The 13,383-nt window shown below is 62.7% G+C and carries 15 protein-coding genes; 3 read left to right on the top strand and 12 right to left on the bottom strand.

All coding sequences use genetic code 11. From position 1 onward, the window contains the following. Positions 1-15: 15 nt before the first annotated feature. The 9 genes from ccoG to ccoN (FEM01_RS14770) all read right to left on the bottom strand — a co-directional run bounded on the left by ccoG (position 16) and on the right by ccoN (FEM01_RS14770) (position 8,556). Positions 16-1,431 carry a cytochrome c oxidase accessory protein CcoG gene (gene ccoG / locus FEM01_RS14810; RefSeq protein ID WP_138220233.1) on the bottom strand — a complete coding sequence of 472 codons (1,416 nt, stop codon included), beginning with the start codon at positions 1,429-1,431 and terminating at the stop codon, positions 16-18. A gap of 319 nt (positions 1,432-1,750) precedes the next feature. Next, positions 1,751-2,731, bottom strand: coding sequence for a cytochrome-c oxidase, cbb3-type subunit III (ccoP, locus tag FEM01_RS14805; protein WP_138220232.1), 981 nt, complete (start codon positions 2,729-2,731; stop codon positions 1,751-1,753). Next, positions 2,728-2,922: a cbb3-type cytochrome oxidase subunit 3 gene (locus FEM01_RS14800; RefSeq protein WP_138220231.1), complete on the bottom strand. Its 195-nt coding sequence runs from the start codon at positions 2,920-2,922 to the stop codon at positions 2,728-2,730. The genes ccoP (FEM01_RS14805) and FEM01_RS14800 overlap by 4 nt, the downstream gene beginning before the upstream one ends. A 5-nt stretch (positions 2,923-2,927) precedes the next feature. Continuing rightward, positions 2,928-3,536: a cytochrome-c oxidase, cbb3-type subunit II gene (gene ccoO, locus FEM01_RS14795; RefSeq protein ID WP_138220230.1), complete on the bottom strand. Its 609-nt coding sequence runs from the start codon at positions 3,534-3,536 to the stop codon at positions 2,928-2,930. Beyond that, positions 3,536-4,978, bottom strand: coding sequence for a cytochrome-c oxidase, cbb3-type subunit I (ccoN, locus tag FEM01_RS14790; protein WP_138220229.1), 1,443 nt, complete (start codon positions 4,976-4,978; stop codon positions 3,536-3,538). The genes ccoO (FEM01_RS14795) and ccoN (FEM01_RS14790) overlap by 1 nt, the downstream gene beginning before the upstream one ends. Before the next feature lie 397 nt (positions 4,979-5,375). After that, positions 5,376-6,317: a cytochrome-c oxidase, cbb3-type subunit III gene (ccoP, locus tag FEM01_RS14785; RefSeq protein ID WP_138220228.1), complete on the bottom strand. Its 942-nt coding sequence runs from the start codon at positions 6,315-6,317 to the stop codon at positions 5,376-5,378. After that, on the bottom strand, positions 6,314-6,505 hold the full coding sequence (locus tag FEM01_RS14780; protein ID WP_138220227.1) for a cbb3-type cytochrome oxidase subunit 3: 192 nt from the start codon (positions 6,503-6,505) through the stop codon (positions 6,314-6,316). The genes ccoP (FEM01_RS14785) and FEM01_RS14780 overlap by 4 nt, the downstream gene beginning before the upstream one ends. A gap of 5 nt (positions 6,506-6,510) precedes the next feature. Beyond that, positions 6,511-7,119 (bottom strand): cytochrome-c oxidase, cbb3-type subunit II, encoded by a 609-nt coding sequence (ccoO, locus tag FEM01_RS14775; RefSeq protein ID WP_138220226.1) that lies wholly within the window; start codon positions 7,117-7,119, stop codon positions 6,511-6,513. A 12-nt stretch (positions 7,120-7,131) separates the two neighbouring features. Then, on the bottom strand, positions 7,132-8,556 hold the full coding sequence (gene ccoN, locus FEM01_RS14770; RefSeq protein WP_138220225.1) for a cytochrome-c oxidase, cbb3-type subunit I: 1,425 nt from the start codon (positions 8,554-8,556) through the stop codon (positions 7,132-7,134). Between the two features lie 49 nt (positions 8,557-8,605). Here ccoN (FEM01_RS14770) and FEM01_RS14765 point away from each other — a divergent pair, with 49 nt between their 5' ends. After that, positions 8,606-9,298, top strand: a complete 693-nt coding sequence (locus FEM01_RS14765; RefSeq protein WP_138220224.1) for an alpha/beta family hydrolase — start codon at positions 8,606-8,608, stop codon at positions 9,296-9,298. 199 nt (positions 9,299-9,497) lie between these two features. On the opposite strand, the gene FEM01_RS14760 is transcribed toward FEM01_RS14765, so the two are convergent. After that, entirely contained in the window at positions 9,498-9,782 is a 285-nt protein-coding gene (locus FEM01_RS14760; protein ID WP_138220223.1) for a pyrimidine/purine nucleoside phosphorylase, read from the bottom strand. A 72-nt stretch (positions 9,783-9,854) separates the two neighbouring features. Next, positions 9,855-10,406 carry an exonuclease domain-containing protein gene (locus FEM01_RS14755; RefSeq protein WP_138220222.1) on the bottom strand — a complete coding sequence of 184 codons (552 nt, stop codon included), beginning with the start codon at positions 10,404-10,406 and terminating at the stop codon, positions 9,855-9,857. A gap of 201 nt (positions 10,407-10,607) precedes the next feature. Here FEM01_RS14755 and FEM01_RS14750 point away from each other — a divergent pair, with 201 nt between their 5' ends. Together FEM01_RS14750 and FEM01_RS14745 are read left to right on the top strand one after the other, a co-directional pair. Next, positions 10,608-11,384 carry a substrate-binding periplasmic protein gene (locus FEM01_RS14750; RefSeq protein ID WP_138220320.1) on the top strand — a complete coding sequence of 259 codons (777 nt, stop codon included), beginning with the start codon at positions 10,608-10,610 and terminating at the stop codon, positions 11,382-11,384. A 65-nt stretch (positions 11,385-11,449) separates the two neighbouring features. Continuing rightward, on the top strand, positions 11,450-12,463 hold the full coding sequence (locus tag FEM01_RS14745) for a GNAT family N-acetyltransferase (RefSeq protein ID WP_138220221.1): 1,014 nt from the start codon (positions 11,450-11,452) through the stop codon (positions 12,461-12,463). A gap of 98 nt (positions 12,464-12,561) precedes the next feature. Here FEM01_RS14745 and FEM01_RS14740 read toward each other — a convergent pair whose 3' ends face one another. Further along, positions 12,562-13,092, bottom strand: coding sequence for an RNA polymerase factor sigma-70 (locus FEM01_RS14740; protein ID WP_138220220.1), 531 nt, complete (start codon positions 13,090-13,092; stop codon positions 12,562-12,564). Positions 13,093-13,383 lie beyond the last annotated feature (291 nt).

Below are 13,383 nucleotides of genomic sequence, written 5' to 3'. Positions count from 1 at the left end.
GTTCGATTCTCTCTGTCAGCGGATCTGTGGGCCGATGAAGCGGCTCTTGGCTTCGACCTGGCTGGCGCCGTCATCGGCGTCCTTGAGGATGAAGGTGATTTCGTTGGTGGTCGAGGGCAGCTTTTCCGGGGCCACCGACAGCTGCACCGGCAGGCTGACGATGTCGCCGGCGCTCACATGGATTTCGCGTTGGCCTTCAAGCTTGAGGTCGGGCAGGCCAGCGGCGTCGAGCACATAGACGTGGTCACGCTGGTCCTTGTTCATGACTTTCAGGCTGTAGACGTTCTCGATCCGCCCCTGGGCGTTTTCGCGGTACAGCACGCGGTCCTTGGCTACGTCGAAGCCGACCAGCGAGCGGGTCGCGAATGCCGTGGCCAGGGCGCCGATCATCACCAGCAGGACCAGGGCGTAGCCGATCAGGCGCGGGCGCAGCATGTGGGTCTTCTGGCCGGACAGGTTGTGCTCGGTGGTGTAGCTGATCAGGCCTTTTGGGTAATTCATCTTGTCCATGATGCTGTCGCAGGCGTCGATGCACGCGGCGCAGCCGATGCACTCGATCTGTAGGCCGTCGCGGATGTCGATGCCGGTCGGGCAGACCTGCACGCACATCGTACAGTCGATGCAGTCGCCCAGGCCCTTGGCCTTGTAGTCGGTGTCTTTCTTGCGCGGCCCGCGGGTCTCGCCGCGACGCGGGTCGTAGGAGACGATCAGGGTGTCCTTGTCGAACATCACGCTCTGGAAACGTGCGTATGGGCACATGTACACGCACACCTGCTCGCGCAGCCAGCCGGCGTTGCCGTAGGTGGCCAGGGTGAAGAAACCGACCCAGAAGTAGGCCCAGCCGTCGGACTGGCCGGTGAAAAACTCGATGACCAGCTCGCGCACCGGGGTGAAGTAGCCGACGAAGGTCATGCCGGTGACGAAGCCGATCAGCAGCCACAGGCTGTGCTTGGCGAGCTTGCGCAGGAACTTGTTGGCACTCATCGGCGCCTTGTCCAGCTTCATGCGTTGGTTGCGATCACCCTCGGTGACTTTCTCGCACCACATGAACACCCAGGTCCAGACGCTTTGCGGGCAGGTGTAGCCGCACCACACCCGGCCGGCATACACGGTGATGAAGAACAGGCCGAAGGCGGCGACGATCAGGATGCCTGACAGCAGGATGAAGTCCTGCGGCCAGATGGTGGCGCCGAAGATATAGAACTTGCGCTCCGGCAGGTCCCACCAGACGGCCTGGCGGCCGCCCCAGTTCAACCATACGGTGCCGAAGTACAGCAAAAACAGTAGCGCGCCGCCGACCATCCGCAGGCGGCGGAACAGGCCAGTAAAGGCACGGGTATAGATTTTTTCGCGCGAGGCGTAGAGGTCGACGGAATCCTTCCCTTTGCTGGCAGGCGGGGTGACGTCATGTACCGGAATATGCTTGCTCATCATCAAGTCCCACGGCAGTGGAGAAACGCCGCGGCCAGTGCTTGCCGGCCGTGGTCTGGCGCGTGCTGCTGGCGCTCTGTGACCCATGATACGCCGGTGATAGCGTGGCGGGGCCTTGCTGCGACACTTAGTCGCGTTGGGTTGGTGGTATGAATCGTGATATAGCGAGTGTCAATTGATCCAGGTCATCTGACCTCGAGATAGGCGGTGCCTGCGCCGGCCTCTTCGCGGGCAAGCCCGCTCCCACAAGTTTTCCGATTGCCTAGGGATCTGTGCGATCCCTGTGGGAGCGGGCTTGCCCGCGAAAGGCCAGGCCTACTTACTCGGTTTTCTCAGCCGCCTCCGGCTGATGCGACAGGCTGTACACATAGGCTGCCAGCAGGTGCACCTTGTCGTTGCCTTGCAGTTGCTCCTGCGCCGGCATCTGGCCTTGACGGCCATAGCGGATGGTCTGCTGCAACTGGGCGAAGCTGGAACCGTAGATGAACGCTTGCGGGTGCGTCAGGTTCGGCGCGCCCATGGCCGGGGTGCCCTTGCCTTCAGGTCCGTGGCAGGCCACGCAGTTGGTGGCGAAGATCTGCTGGCCTTTGACCGGGTCGGCCTTGGCATTTTCGGGCAGTTTGCGCCCATCCAGGTTGGTCAATACGAAAGCAGCCACATCTGCCACACCCTGCTCGCCGATCACCGTGCCCCACGCCGGCATTACACCGTGACGCCCACCCATGATGGTGGTCTTGATGGTTTCTGGCTCGCCGCCCCAACGCCAGTCGTTGTCGGTGAGATTGGGGAATCCATAGGCGCCCTTGGCGTCGGAGCCGTGGCACACCGAGCAGTTGGAGGCAAACAGCCGTGCGCCCATTTTCAGAGCCTGCGGGTCCTTGGCCACCTCCTCCAGGGGCATGGCCGCGAACTTGGCGAAGATCGGCCCGAAGCGGGCATCGGCCTTGGCCATTTCCTTTTCCCATTCATGCACGCCGGTCCAGCCCGACTGGCCGTTGGAAAACTCGGTCTGCTTGTCGTTGTCCAGGTAGCTATAGCCCGGCAGCACGCCTTTCCAGTTACCCAGGCCGGGGTAAAGCACCAGGTAGCCCAAGGCAAATACGATGGTGCCGACGAACAGCCAGAACCACCACTTGGGCAGTGGGTTGTCGTATTCCTCGATGCCGTCGAAGGCGTGGCCCACGGTCTGCTCGGTGATCTCCTCGCGCTGGCCCCTGCGGGTCGACAGCAGCAGCCAGGTCAGCGAGAAGATCGTGCCCAGGGTGAGTACGGTGACGTACAGACTCCAGAAGGTTGTCATTGTTGTTTGCTCCCAGAAGCGTTTTTCGCGTGCTCGACGTGGCGGATGGCCTCGGGGTCGTCCGCGAACGGCAGTTGCGTCGCCTCATCGAAGTCCTGCTTGCGCCGTGGGCTGAACACCCACAGCGCCAGGCCCACGAAAGCCACCAGCACCACCACGGTGCCCAGGCCGCGAATCATCCCGATATCCATCGACGTCACCGTTTGCTCTTGATGATGGTGCCAAGGCCTTGCAGGTACGCCACCAGGGCGTCCATTTCGGTCTTGCCCTTGACCGCGTCACGCGCTCCGGCGATGTCTTCGTCGGTGTAGGGCGTGCCGAGGGTGCGCAGCACTTCGAGCTTCTTGGCAGTGTCCTTGCCATCGAGGGTGTTCTCGACCAGCCACGGGTAGGCCGGCATCTTCGACTCAGGCACTACGTTGCGCGGGTTGTACAGGTGCGCGCGGTGCCAGTCGTCGGAGTAGCGTCCACCGACCCGGGCCAGGTCAGGGCCGGTACGCTTGGAGCCCCACAGGAACGGATGGTCCCAGACGCTCTCGCCAGCCACCGAGTAGTGGCCGTAGCGCTCGGTTTCGGCACGGAACGGGCGGATCATCTGCGAGTGGCAGCCCACACAACCTTCGCGGATGTAGATGTCGCGGCCTTCCACCTCCAGCGCGGTGCGTGGCTTCATGCCCTCGACCGGTTTGTTGGTGACGTCCTGGAAGAACAGCGGGACGATCTGCGTCAGGCCACCCACGCTCACCGCGATGACCATGAAGAAAGCCAGCAGGCCAATGTTCTTTTCGACGGCTTCATGCTTCATCAGTGCGCTCCCACGACGACGATCTTGGCGGCTTGCTCAGCCTCTGCCGGGTTAGCGGCGCGCACCGTGCGCAGCACGTTGTAGGCCATCAGCAGCATGCCCGAAGCGAAGAACGCGCCGCCCAGGGCGCGAACGATGTAGCCCGGATGGCTGGCTTGCAGCGCTTCGACGAACGAGTAGGTAAGGGTGCCGTCGTCGTTGATGGCGCGCCACATCAGGCCCTGGGTGATGCCATTGACCCACATCGAGGCGATGTACAGCACGGTGCCGATGGTCGCCAGCCAGAAGTGCGCGTTGATCAGGCCGATGCTGTGCATCTGCTCGCGGCCATAGAGTTTCGGGATCATGTGGTACACCGCGCCGATCGAGATCATCGCCACCCAGCCGAGGGCGCCGGCATGCACGTGGCCGATGGTCCAGTCGGTGTAATGCGACAGTGAGTTGACCGTCTTGATGGCCATCATCGGGCCTTCGAAGGTGGACATGCCGTAGAACGCCAGCGACACCACCAAAAAGCGCAGGATCGGGTCGGTGCGCAACTTATGCCAGGCACCCGAGAGGGTCATCATGCCGTTGATCATGCCGCCCCAACTGGGGGCCAGGAGGATGATCGACATCACCATGCCCAGCGACTGGGCCCAGTCGGGCAGGGCGGTGTAGTGCAGGTGGTGGGGGCCTGCCCAGATGTACAGGGTGATCAACGCCCAGAAATGCACGATCGACAGGCGATAGGAGTAGATTGGCCGCTCGGCCTGCTTGGGTACGAAGTAGTACATCATCCCCAGGAAGCCCGTGGTCAGGAAGAAGCCCACGGCGTTGTGGCCGTACCACCACTGGATCATCGCGTCGGTGGCGCCGGAATAGGCTGAATAGGACTTAAACAGGCTGACCGGCAGCGACATGTGATTGACGATGTGCAGCATCGCGGTGACCACGATGAAGGCGCCGTAGAACCAGTTACCGACATAGATGTGCTTGGTCTTGCGCTTGACGATGGTGCCGAAGAACACCAGGCCATAGGTGATCCAGACGATGGCCAGCAGAATCGCCAGCGGCCATTCGAGTTCGGCGTATTCCTTGGTGGTGGTGTAGCCCATCGGCAAGGTGATCAGCGCGCCGAGGATCACCGCCTGCCAGCCCCAGAAGGTGAAGGCGGCCATACCGTCGGAGATCAAGCGTGTCTGGCAGGTGCGCTGCACCACGTAGTAGCTGGTGCCGAACAGGGCGCAGCCACCGAAGGCGAAGATCACCAGGTTGGTGTGCAGCGGGCGCAGGCGACCGAAGCTCGTCCAGGGCAGGTCCAGGTTGAGCTGGGGCCAGACCAGTTGCGAGGCGATGAAGACGCCGAGCCCCATGCCAAGGATCCCCCAGACCACCGTCATGATGGCGAACTGGCGGACGACCTTATAGTTATAAGCAGTCGGGCTGATTGCTGTGCTCATGCTAAGGTTCCACGGTTTGGGTCATTCTTGTTGGTTGAAATCGGCGCAGTATCGATAACCTCTGGGGTTACGACAACGCACGCAATACTGCGCCGACCCGTGTCCAGGCCCTCTACAACCCCGTCTCGGGCGCATTGGGCTGAACGATTGTACACAAATAAATATTTGTTATGTGTACCGTTTTTCGTCTTTTTCTGATCGTTTGGTCAAGCTTTTTTTGTGCATGGCGTCAGGCTGTGCGCCATGTGGCCGCGCGCTCGACATAGCGCAGCCGCTGTGGCAACAAGCTTAGTTGTGTTCGGAGGGGGTGCAAGGGAGGGGGGTAGTGCGCGGGCTGCTTCTGGGCCCAATCGGGGGCGGTTCGGCGTTGGCTGGCGCCACCGCCCCCTGGAGGGTATTACTTGGCTGTCACGGTTTCGGGCGTCTGATCCTGCGACAAGCTGTACACGTACGCTGCCAGCAGGTGCACCTTGTCATTGCCTTGGATCTCGGCCTGGGCCGGCATCTGCCCCTGGCGACCATAGCGGATGGTCTGCTGCAACTGGGCGAAGCTCGAACCGTAGATGAACGCCTGCGGGTGCGTCAGGTTAGGCGCGCCCATCGCTGGGGTGCCCTTGCCTTCGGGGCCGTGGCAGGCCACGCAGTTGCTGGCGAAGATCTCCTTGCCCTTGGCTGGGTCGGCCTTGGCGCCTTCGGGCAGGCTACGGCCATCGAGGCCGGTCAGCACGAACGCGGCCACATCCGCCACGCCCTGTTCACCGATCACCGTGGCCCAACCCGGCATCACGCCATGACGGCCGTTCATGATGCTGGCCTTGATGGTCTCGGGCTCGCCACCCCAGCGCCAGTCCTTGTCGGTCAGGTTCGGGAAGCCGTAGGCGCCCTTGGCATCGGAGCCGTGGCACACCGAACAGTTCGAGGCGAACAGCCGGCTACCCATCTTCAGCGCCTGAGGATCCTTGGCCACTTCTTCGACCGGCATGGCCGCGTACTTGGCGAAGATCGGTCCGAACTTGGCGTCGGCCTTGTCCATTTCGCGCTGCCATTCGTTGACCTGGGTCCAGCCGTTCTCGTAGCCAGGCAGGATGCCTTTCCAGTTGCCCAGGCCCGGATAGAGAATCAGGTAGCCAACGCCGAACGCCAGGGTGCCGACGAACAGCCAGAACCACCATTTAGGCAGTGGGTTGTCGTACTCCTCGATGCCGTCGAAGCTATGGCCCATGGTCTGGTCGGTGGTGTTGCTGCTCTGGCCCTTGCGGGTGCCAAGCAGCAGCCAGGTCAGGCCGATCAGGCTGCCGAGGGTCAGTACGCTGATGTACGTACTCCAGAAGGTGGTCATTGCCCGTTACTCCTAATGGCAGGTTCCTGCCCGCTCGGGGGCAGGCGGTCGTCGTCGAAGGGCAGCAGGCGCGCTTCGGCGAAATCACGGTCGCGGCGACGGTTGAAGACCCAGAGCGAGAGGCCGATGAAGGCGATCATCACCACCAGGGTGCCCAGGCCACGGATCATGCCGATATCCATTTCCATGCCGTTCACCGTTTGTTCTTGATGGCGGTGCCGAGCACCTGCAGGTACGCCACCAAAGCGTCCATCTCGGTCTTGCCCTTGACCGCGTCGCGGGCACCGGCGATGTCGTCGTCGGTGTAAGGCACGCCGAGGGTGCGCAGGGTGCGCATCTTGGTGTCGGTGTGGCTGTTGTCCACTGCCGCTGCGACCAGCCACGGGTAGGCCGGCATCTTCGACTCAGGCACTACGTTGCGCGGGTTGTACAGGTGCGCGCGGTGCCAGTCGTCGGAGTAGCGTCCACCGACCCGGGCCAGGTCCGGGCCGGTACGCTTGGAGCCCCACAGGAACGGATGGTCCCAGACGCTCTCGCCAGCCACCGAGTAGTGGCCGTAGCGCTCGGTTTCGGCACGGAACGGGCGGATCATCTGCGAGTGGCAGCCCACGCAGCCTTCGCGGATGTAGATGTCGCGGCCTTCCAGTTGCAGCGCGGTGTAGGGCTTCATGCCTTCGACCGGCTTGTTGGTGACGTCCTGGAAGAACAGCGGGACGATCTGCGTCAGCCCGCCGATGCTCACGGCGAACACCATCAGCAGGGCCAGCAGGCCGACGTTTTTCTCAATGACTTCATGTTTCATCGGGCAGTCTCCTCAAGCCAGCTGGGCGTTCGCGGGGGTGGCTTCGAGTGCCGGCGAACGCACGGTGCGCCAGGTATTCCAGGCCATCAGGAACATCCCGCTGAGGAAGATCGCACCGCCGACGAAGCGCACCACGAAGCCTGGGTGGCTGGCCACCAGGGTCTCCACGAACGAGTAGGTGAGCGTGCCGTCGCTGTTGACCGCGCGCCACATCAGGCCCTGGGCGATGCCGTTGACCCACATCGAGGCGATGTACAGCACGGTACCGATGGTGGCCAGCCAGAAGTGCGCGTTGATCAGCCCCAGGCTGTACATGCGCTCCTTGCCGAACACTTTCGGAATGGTGTGGTACAGGGCGCCGATGGAGATCATCGCCACCCAGCCGAGGGCGCCGGCATGCACGTGGCCGATGGTCCAGTCGGTGTAGTGGGAGAGGGCGTTGACGGTCTTGATGGCCATCATCGGGCCTTCGAAGGTGGACATGCCGTAGAACGCCAGCGAGACCACCAAGAAACGCAGGATCGGGTCGCTGCGCAGCTTATGCCAGGCGCCCGAGAGGGTCATCATGCCGTTGATCATGCCGCCCCAGCTCGGTGCCAGGAGGATCAGCGACATCACCATGCCCAGCGACTGGGCCCAGTCGGGCAGGGCGGTGTAGTGCAGGTGGTGAGGACCTGCCCAGATGTACAGGGTGATCAGCGCCCAGAAGTGCACGATCGACAGGCGATAGGAGTACACCGGACGCTCGGCCTGCTTGGGCACGTAGTAGTACATCATCCCCAGGAAGCCCGCAGTCAGGAAGAAGCCCACCGCGTTATGCCCGTACCACCACTGCACCATGGCATCGGTGGCGCCGGCGTAGACCGAGTACGACTTGGTCAGGCTGACCGGCAGCTCGAGGTTGTTGACGATGTGCAACAGTGCCACGGTCAGGATGAAGCCGCCGAAGAACCAGTTGCCTACGTAGATATGCTTAGTGGTGCGCTTGATCAGCGTGCCGAAGAACACCACCGCGTAGGCCACCCAGACGATGGTGATCAGGATGTCGATCGGCCATTCGAGTTCGGCGTATTCCTTGGAACTGGTGTAGCCCAGCGGCAGGGTGATGGCTGCGAGCAGGATCACCAGTTGCCAGCCCCAGAACGTGAACGCGGCCAGGCCCGGTGCGAACAGGGTGGTCTGGCAGGTGCGTTGCACCGAATAATAAGAGGTGGCGAACAGGGCACAGCCACCGAAGGCGAAGATCACGGCGTTGGTGTGCAGGGGGCGCAGACGGCCGAAGCTGGTCCACGGCAGGTCGAAGTTCAGTGAGGGCCAGGCGAGCTGGGCGGCGATGAAGACGCCGAGCCCCATCCCGACGATGCCCCACACCACCGTCATGATGGCGAATTGGCGGACCACCTTGTAGTTGTAGGCGGTACTGCTGGTTGTGTTCATGTATGGGTTCCCATCCACGGTTATTGGCAGGCTATACAGCGAGGCAAGCATGATTAATGGGCAATGTGCCGGTATTGACGGGGATCAATGGGCCAAGATCGGAAATATCCCAGGCTTGCGCTGCGATCGGCCTCGAGTCGACGCAGCGCAGGGGGATGGCGCATGCCTGATCCTGGCGCATGGCGCGGGCGCGCCGATGGACAGCGAGTTCATGCAGGACATGGCGCAAAAGCTCGCAGCGCTTGGGGTTGGGGTGGTTCGCTTCGAGTTTCCCTATATGGCCCAGCGCAGGCTTGACGGCGGCAAGCGCCCGCCGAATGTGCAGCAGGTGTTGCTGCATACCTGGCGCGAGGTCTTTGCCCAGGTGCGACCATTGGTCGCGGGCAGGTTGGCGATGGGTGGCAAGTCCATGGGCGGGCGCATGGCCAGTTTGTTGGCGGACGAACTGGGGGCCGATGCACTGGTGTGCCTGGGGTATCCGTTCTATGCCGCAGGTAAGCCGGAGAAGCCCCGGGTCGAGCATCTGGCGGATTTGCGAACGCCGACGTTGATCGTGCAAGGCGAGCGGGATGCCCTGGGCAATCGGCAGGCGGTGGAGGGGTATGCGTTAGCGCCGGCGATAGAGATCAGCTGGCTGGTGGCGGGGGACCATGACTTGAAACCGCTCAAGGCGTCGGGGTTCAGCCATGAGCAGCACTTGCAGGCGGCTGCGCAGAAGGTGGCGGGGTTCTTGTTGAACTGATGTGCGCTTCTTCGCGGGCAAGCCCGCTCCCACAGGAGCACCGCAGGTCATGAAACAGCGGTGCACCTGTAGGGATTACCCAGCCCTTTGGGCTGCGCTGTCGCGCAGAGAGCTGATTTCGCAAGCGTGCCGCGTACCCTGTGGGAGCGGCGGTTCGGCGCCCCGACTTGCCCGCGAAGGGGCCGGTGCAGGGGAACGCTTAGTCGCGGTACTCGCACAGGTAGGCGGTGTCTACGGCGACCTTGAGCTGGAACTTGCTGTCGGCGGCGACGTTGAACTTGCTGCCGGCGTTGAAGGTTTCCCAGTTGTCGCTACCCGGCAGCTTGACGGTCAGGGCACCGGATACCACGTGCATGATCTCGCGCTTGGCGGTGCCGAACTCGTATTCGCCCGGGGCCATGACGCCGACCGTGGCCGGACCTTCCGGGCTGTTGAAAGCGATCGACTTGACCGTGCCATCGAAGTATTCGTTGACCTTGAACATGCGCGACTCCTGAAAAAAGGCTGGAAAAAAGGCTGGCCAGTATGCCCAAGGCCAACCCCTGCGTCATCTGTTTCAGGTGCTCCCCGGCGGCAGGCTGAAAGGCAGCAGGCGCGCGGTGTTGCGCGCATCTTCCAAGGCCCGGTGCTGCTGGCCGCTAAACTGCAGACCGGCCAGGTGCAGGGCGCTGTTTAGGCCGGTGGGGCGTGGCAGGTGACGGGCCTTGGCGAAGCGCTGCTTGAGATTGATGTGGCGCAGTTGTTCCAGCAGGCTGCGCCTATGATGCCGCTGCCACTCCTGCAGCAACTGCTGGCGGTCGTAGTCGCCCCAGCTGACCCAGGCCTGCAATTGCGCCTGGTGGTGCTCCAGCCAGCGCTCGAACTGCGTCCAGACCTCGGTGAACGGCTCTGCGCTGTCGACACAGGCCTGGCTGATGTGCGTCAGCTCCCGGCAGAACGGCGTCAATTGCGGCCGCAAGCGGGGCCGAACGAAGCGCTGGAAATGGTCGACCTCACGGCCTTCGCGGGTGACCAGGCTTGCGCCGATTTCTATGATTTCCATCTCCGCGACTGGCCAGCCGCCGTCATCGGTGGTGGCTTCCAGGTCGATCACCAACCAGTGGCCCATGCCAGGCTCCCTCTCAAAATACCGGGTGTGCGGTTGCTCGACCGCGCAGCCCGTAGAGCGTAGCCAATGTCGCGGCGTGCGGCATCCCATGGCACTTTGGCATATCCGTCGGTTGTGCGACCGTGGGAAAACGCCTAGCTTAAGCGTACCCAGGCTATTACCCGTGATGAGTGTCTTGTCTTGAGCCCACTGTCCAGCGCTATGCTGTCGCCCTCCTTGCTGTTGACCGTCTTGGTGGCCACGATCATGCCAGGGGCGCAGGCCGCGGTCGAAGTGAAGATCGGCGCGGCGCACTTCCCACCCTACACGGTGCGACCCGAGCAGGGCGCCGATACCGGCTTGTTGCCGCAGTTGGCCGAGGCCCTCAACCAGATCCAGTCGCAATACCATTTCACCCTGGTGCCCACCTCCATTCCGCGCCGGTTCGGCGATTTTCAGCAGGGGCGCACCGACATGGCGATCTTCGAGAATCCCCTGTGGGGGTGGCAGCAGATCCCGCACCGGGCGGTGGACATGGGCCTTGAGGATGCCGAGGTGTTCGTCGCACGCCCCCAGCCCGGGCGCGACCAGCACTATTTCGACGACCTGGACGGCAAGCGCCTGGCGTTGTTCAACGGCTACCATTACGCCTTCGCCGAGTTTAATCCCGACCCTGCCTACCTCAGGAAGCGTTACCGGGCGACGCTTACCTATTCCCACGACAGCAACCTGAACATGGTCGAGCGTGGTCGTGCCGATATCGCGCTGGTCACTCGCTCGTACCTGAGCGACTTTCTCAAGCGTAACCCTGGCAGCGCCCCACAGTTGATGGCCTCGGCACGGGTCGACCAGGTCTATCACCATTACGCGTTGCTGCGTCCTGGGGCACCGATCAGCGCCGAGGCTTTTGCCGCACTGATGCGCCAGTTGCGCGAAGGTGGCGAGCTGGTGCGTATCTTCCAGCCCTATCAGATCACGGTCCAGGCACCGCGCGACTAAATTCCGCGGTGCCGGTCACGTATTGCGAAGTGAGCCATTTCTTTTTCATTTCGTGAGCACTGAGCATGCCGTTCGATGTCGCTTCGCCGCCCCATTACACGCCCCGCTGGCGCAGTTTGCAGGCTGATGAGGGCGGTTGCCGCCTGAGCCTGACCCTGGAGGGTCGCCCGTTGATCACGGTCCGCCTGGTAGCGGCCGAGCCATTGGCTGTGCACCTTGAGCAGCTCTGCGCCGAGCAGCCGGAGCAGGCGCTGTGGGCCGCTTGCTACTGGTTGCTGTCGCGTGACGCGGCCTGTCAGCGCCTGGCCTGGCACATGCCGCAACCGGTGCTGGGTGCACTGGCCAGCGGCCTGCTGGTGCCCGCTGACGAGCCCGGACAGTACCTGTGCGAGCGTGCGATGTTCTGGCAGTTGCCCCAGCCGTGGCTGGGCGAGACGCCAAGTGGTGCCTACCCGCAGCATTTGCAGATCCGTGATGGCAAGCGCCATCCGCGCCGAGCGCCCAAGCCGCGTGGTGAGGTGTACCGGCGTTTCGACGCACGTCTGGGGGCCTGGGTGTCGCTGCGTACGCTGGAGATCGAGCAAGACCTGGAGCGTTTCAATCGCTGGCAGAACAATCCGCGGGTGGCGCAGTTCTGGCAGGAGACCGGGAGTCTGGCGCAGCATCGCGAATACCTCGACAAGCTTGAAGCCGACCCGCATACGCTGACCCTGATCGGCTGCTTCGACGACGAGCCGTTCGCCTACTTCGAGGCGTACTGGGCCAAGGAAGATCGCATCGCGCCGTTCTACCCGGCCGACGACTACGACCGTGGCATCCATATGTTGGTGGGTGAGCAGGCGCACCGTGGTCCGCACAAGGTTGCCAGCTGGATGTCGGCGCTGGTGCACTATCTGTTCCTCGACGATCCGCGCACCCAGCGCGTGGTGGCCGAGCCGCGCGCCGACAATGCCAGGATGATCGGCTACATGCAGGACCAGTGCTTCCACTGCGAGAAAGAGTTCGATTTTCCGCACAAGCGTGCGGCGCTGATGATTCTGGGGCGCGAGCGCTTTTTCGATCGTTGCGGGCTGGCCTAGCGGCTTGAGCTGCAAGCCGCCTGCGGCTCAAGCTTCAAGCTGCAAGAAAAGAGCAGGTCGGCGTTCGGCTTCTTCTTGCAGCTTGCAGCTCGCAGCTTTCAGCTGCTTCTGAGGCTGCTCTTGCGGCAGTGAATCAGCGCATCGCGGATCATGAAGTTGACCAGCGTGGGCGAGACCCCCAGTTCCTTGGCGATATCCTTCTGCGGCACGCCATGCAGGCGGTACATCTCGAAGGCGTAGCGGGTGCGCTGGGGCAGTTCGTTGAGGGCCTCGGCAATGCCTTCGAGGGTGGCCAGGTTGATATGCGTGGCTTCCGGCGACGCGTTCTGGATGACCACGTTCAAACCTTCCTCCTCGCTGCCGGAGTACTTCAACTCCATGGCCTGCTTGCGGTAGTGATCGATGGCCAGGTTACGCACGATCTGGAACAGGTAGCTGAGCTGGGCCTTGAACGAGGACGTGATCTGCGGGGCGCCGCTGAGCCGGAAGAACGCATCCTGCACTACGTCCTCGGCGCGGGAGCGGCAGCCCGTGATGCGCGCGGCGATCTTCACCAGAATGCTGCGATTGTCGACGAAGGCCTGGAGCAATGGTGAATCGCACTTACTTGTGGTCAGTTGTTCCGCCATGGAAATTTCACCTGGTCTCGGAGAAGAAAGGGAGCGCGTCCCGGAGGAAGGCTGCCTGCGACGTGCGACAAACTATTCAAGATGATAATGATTGTCAAATGCAGAAGTTAATGATTCTTCATTTGTTTGTTTGCCGCCGAAATGCCGGGACCCTCGCAATTGCGCTGTCCAGGTCCCGCGTTTGACCTGCCCGGCGGGTCTAATTTCTTCCCCGCGCCATCCGTTCCCTTGTGTACATCCGGCTGCCGAACGCTGCCCGCCGCAACGGCGAAGCACAGCCTTGGCACGACT

The organism is Pseudomonas mosselii (genome assembly GCF_005796105.1).
Taxonomy (GTDB): Bacteria; Pseudomonadota; Gammaproteobacteria; order Pseudomonadales; family Pseudomonadaceae; genus Aquipseudomonas; species Aquipseudomonas mosselii_C.
This window is presented reverse-complemented; position numbering and strand designations above follow the sequence as displayed.

What these genes read in the sequence shown, in the direction of transcription:
- ccoG (WP_138220233.1), bottom strand. Translation starts at nt 1,431, where the DNA reads ATGAGCAAGCATATTCCGGTACATGACGTCACCCCGCCTGCCAGCAAA.
- ccoP (WP_138220232.1), bottom strand. Translation starts at nt 2,731, where the DNA reads ATGACAACCTTCTGGAGTCTGTACGTCACCGTACTCACCCTGGGCACG.
- FEM01_RS14800 (WP_138220231.1), bottom strand. Translation starts at nt 2,922, where the DNA reads ATGGATATCGGGATGATTCGCGGCCTGGGCACCGTGGTGGTGCTGGTG.
- ccoO (WP_138220230.1), bottom strand. Translation starts at nt 3,536, where the DNA reads ATGAAGCATGAAGCCGTCGAAAAGAACATTGGCCTGCTGGCTTTCTTC.
- ccoN (WP_138220229.1), bottom strand. Translation starts at nt 4,978, where the DNA reads ATGAGCACAGCAATCAGCCCGACTGCTTATAACTATAAGGTCGTCCGC.
- ccoP (WP_138220228.1), bottom strand. Translation starts at nt 6,317, where the DNA reads ATGACCACCTTCTGGAGTACGTACATCAGCGTACTGACCCTCGGCAGC.
- FEM01_RS14780 (WP_138220227.1), bottom strand. Translation starts at nt 6,505, where the DNA reads ATGGAAATGGATATCGGCATGATCCGTGGCCTGGGCACCCTGGTGGTG.
- ccoO (WP_138220226.1), bottom strand. Translation starts at nt 7,119, where the DNA reads ATGAAACATGAAGTCATTGAGAAAAACGTCGGCCTGCTGGCCCTGCTG.
- ccoN (WP_138220225.1), bottom strand. Translation starts at nt 8,556, where the DNA reads ATGAACACAACCAGCAGTACCGCCTACAACTACAAGGTGGTCCGCCAA.
- FEM01_RS14765 (WP_138220224.1), top strand. Translation starts at nt 8,606, where the DNA reads ATGATTAATGGGCAATGTGCCGGTATTGACGGGGATCAATGGGCCAAG.
- FEM01_RS14760 (WP_138220223.1), bottom strand. Translation starts at nt 9,782, where the DNA reads ATGTTCAAGGTCAACGAATACTTCGATGGCACGGTCAAGTCGATCGCT.
- FEM01_RS14755 (WP_138220222.1), bottom strand. Translation starts at nt 10,406, where the DNA reads ATGGGCCACTGGTTGGTGATCGACCTGGAAGCCACCACCGATGACGGC.
- FEM01_RS14750 (WP_138220320.1), top strand. Translation starts at nt 10,608, where the DNA reads ATGCTGTCGCCCTCCTTGCTGTTGACCGTCTTGGTGGCCACGATCATG.
- FEM01_RS14745 (WP_138220221.1), top strand. Translation starts at nt 11,450, where the DNA reads ATGCCGTTCGATGTCGCTTCGCCGCCCCATTACACGCCCCGCTGGCGC.
- FEM01_RS14740 (WP_138220220.1), bottom strand. Translation starts at nt 13,092, where the DNA reads ATGGCGGAACAACTGACCACAAGTAAGTGCGATTCACCATTGCTCCAG.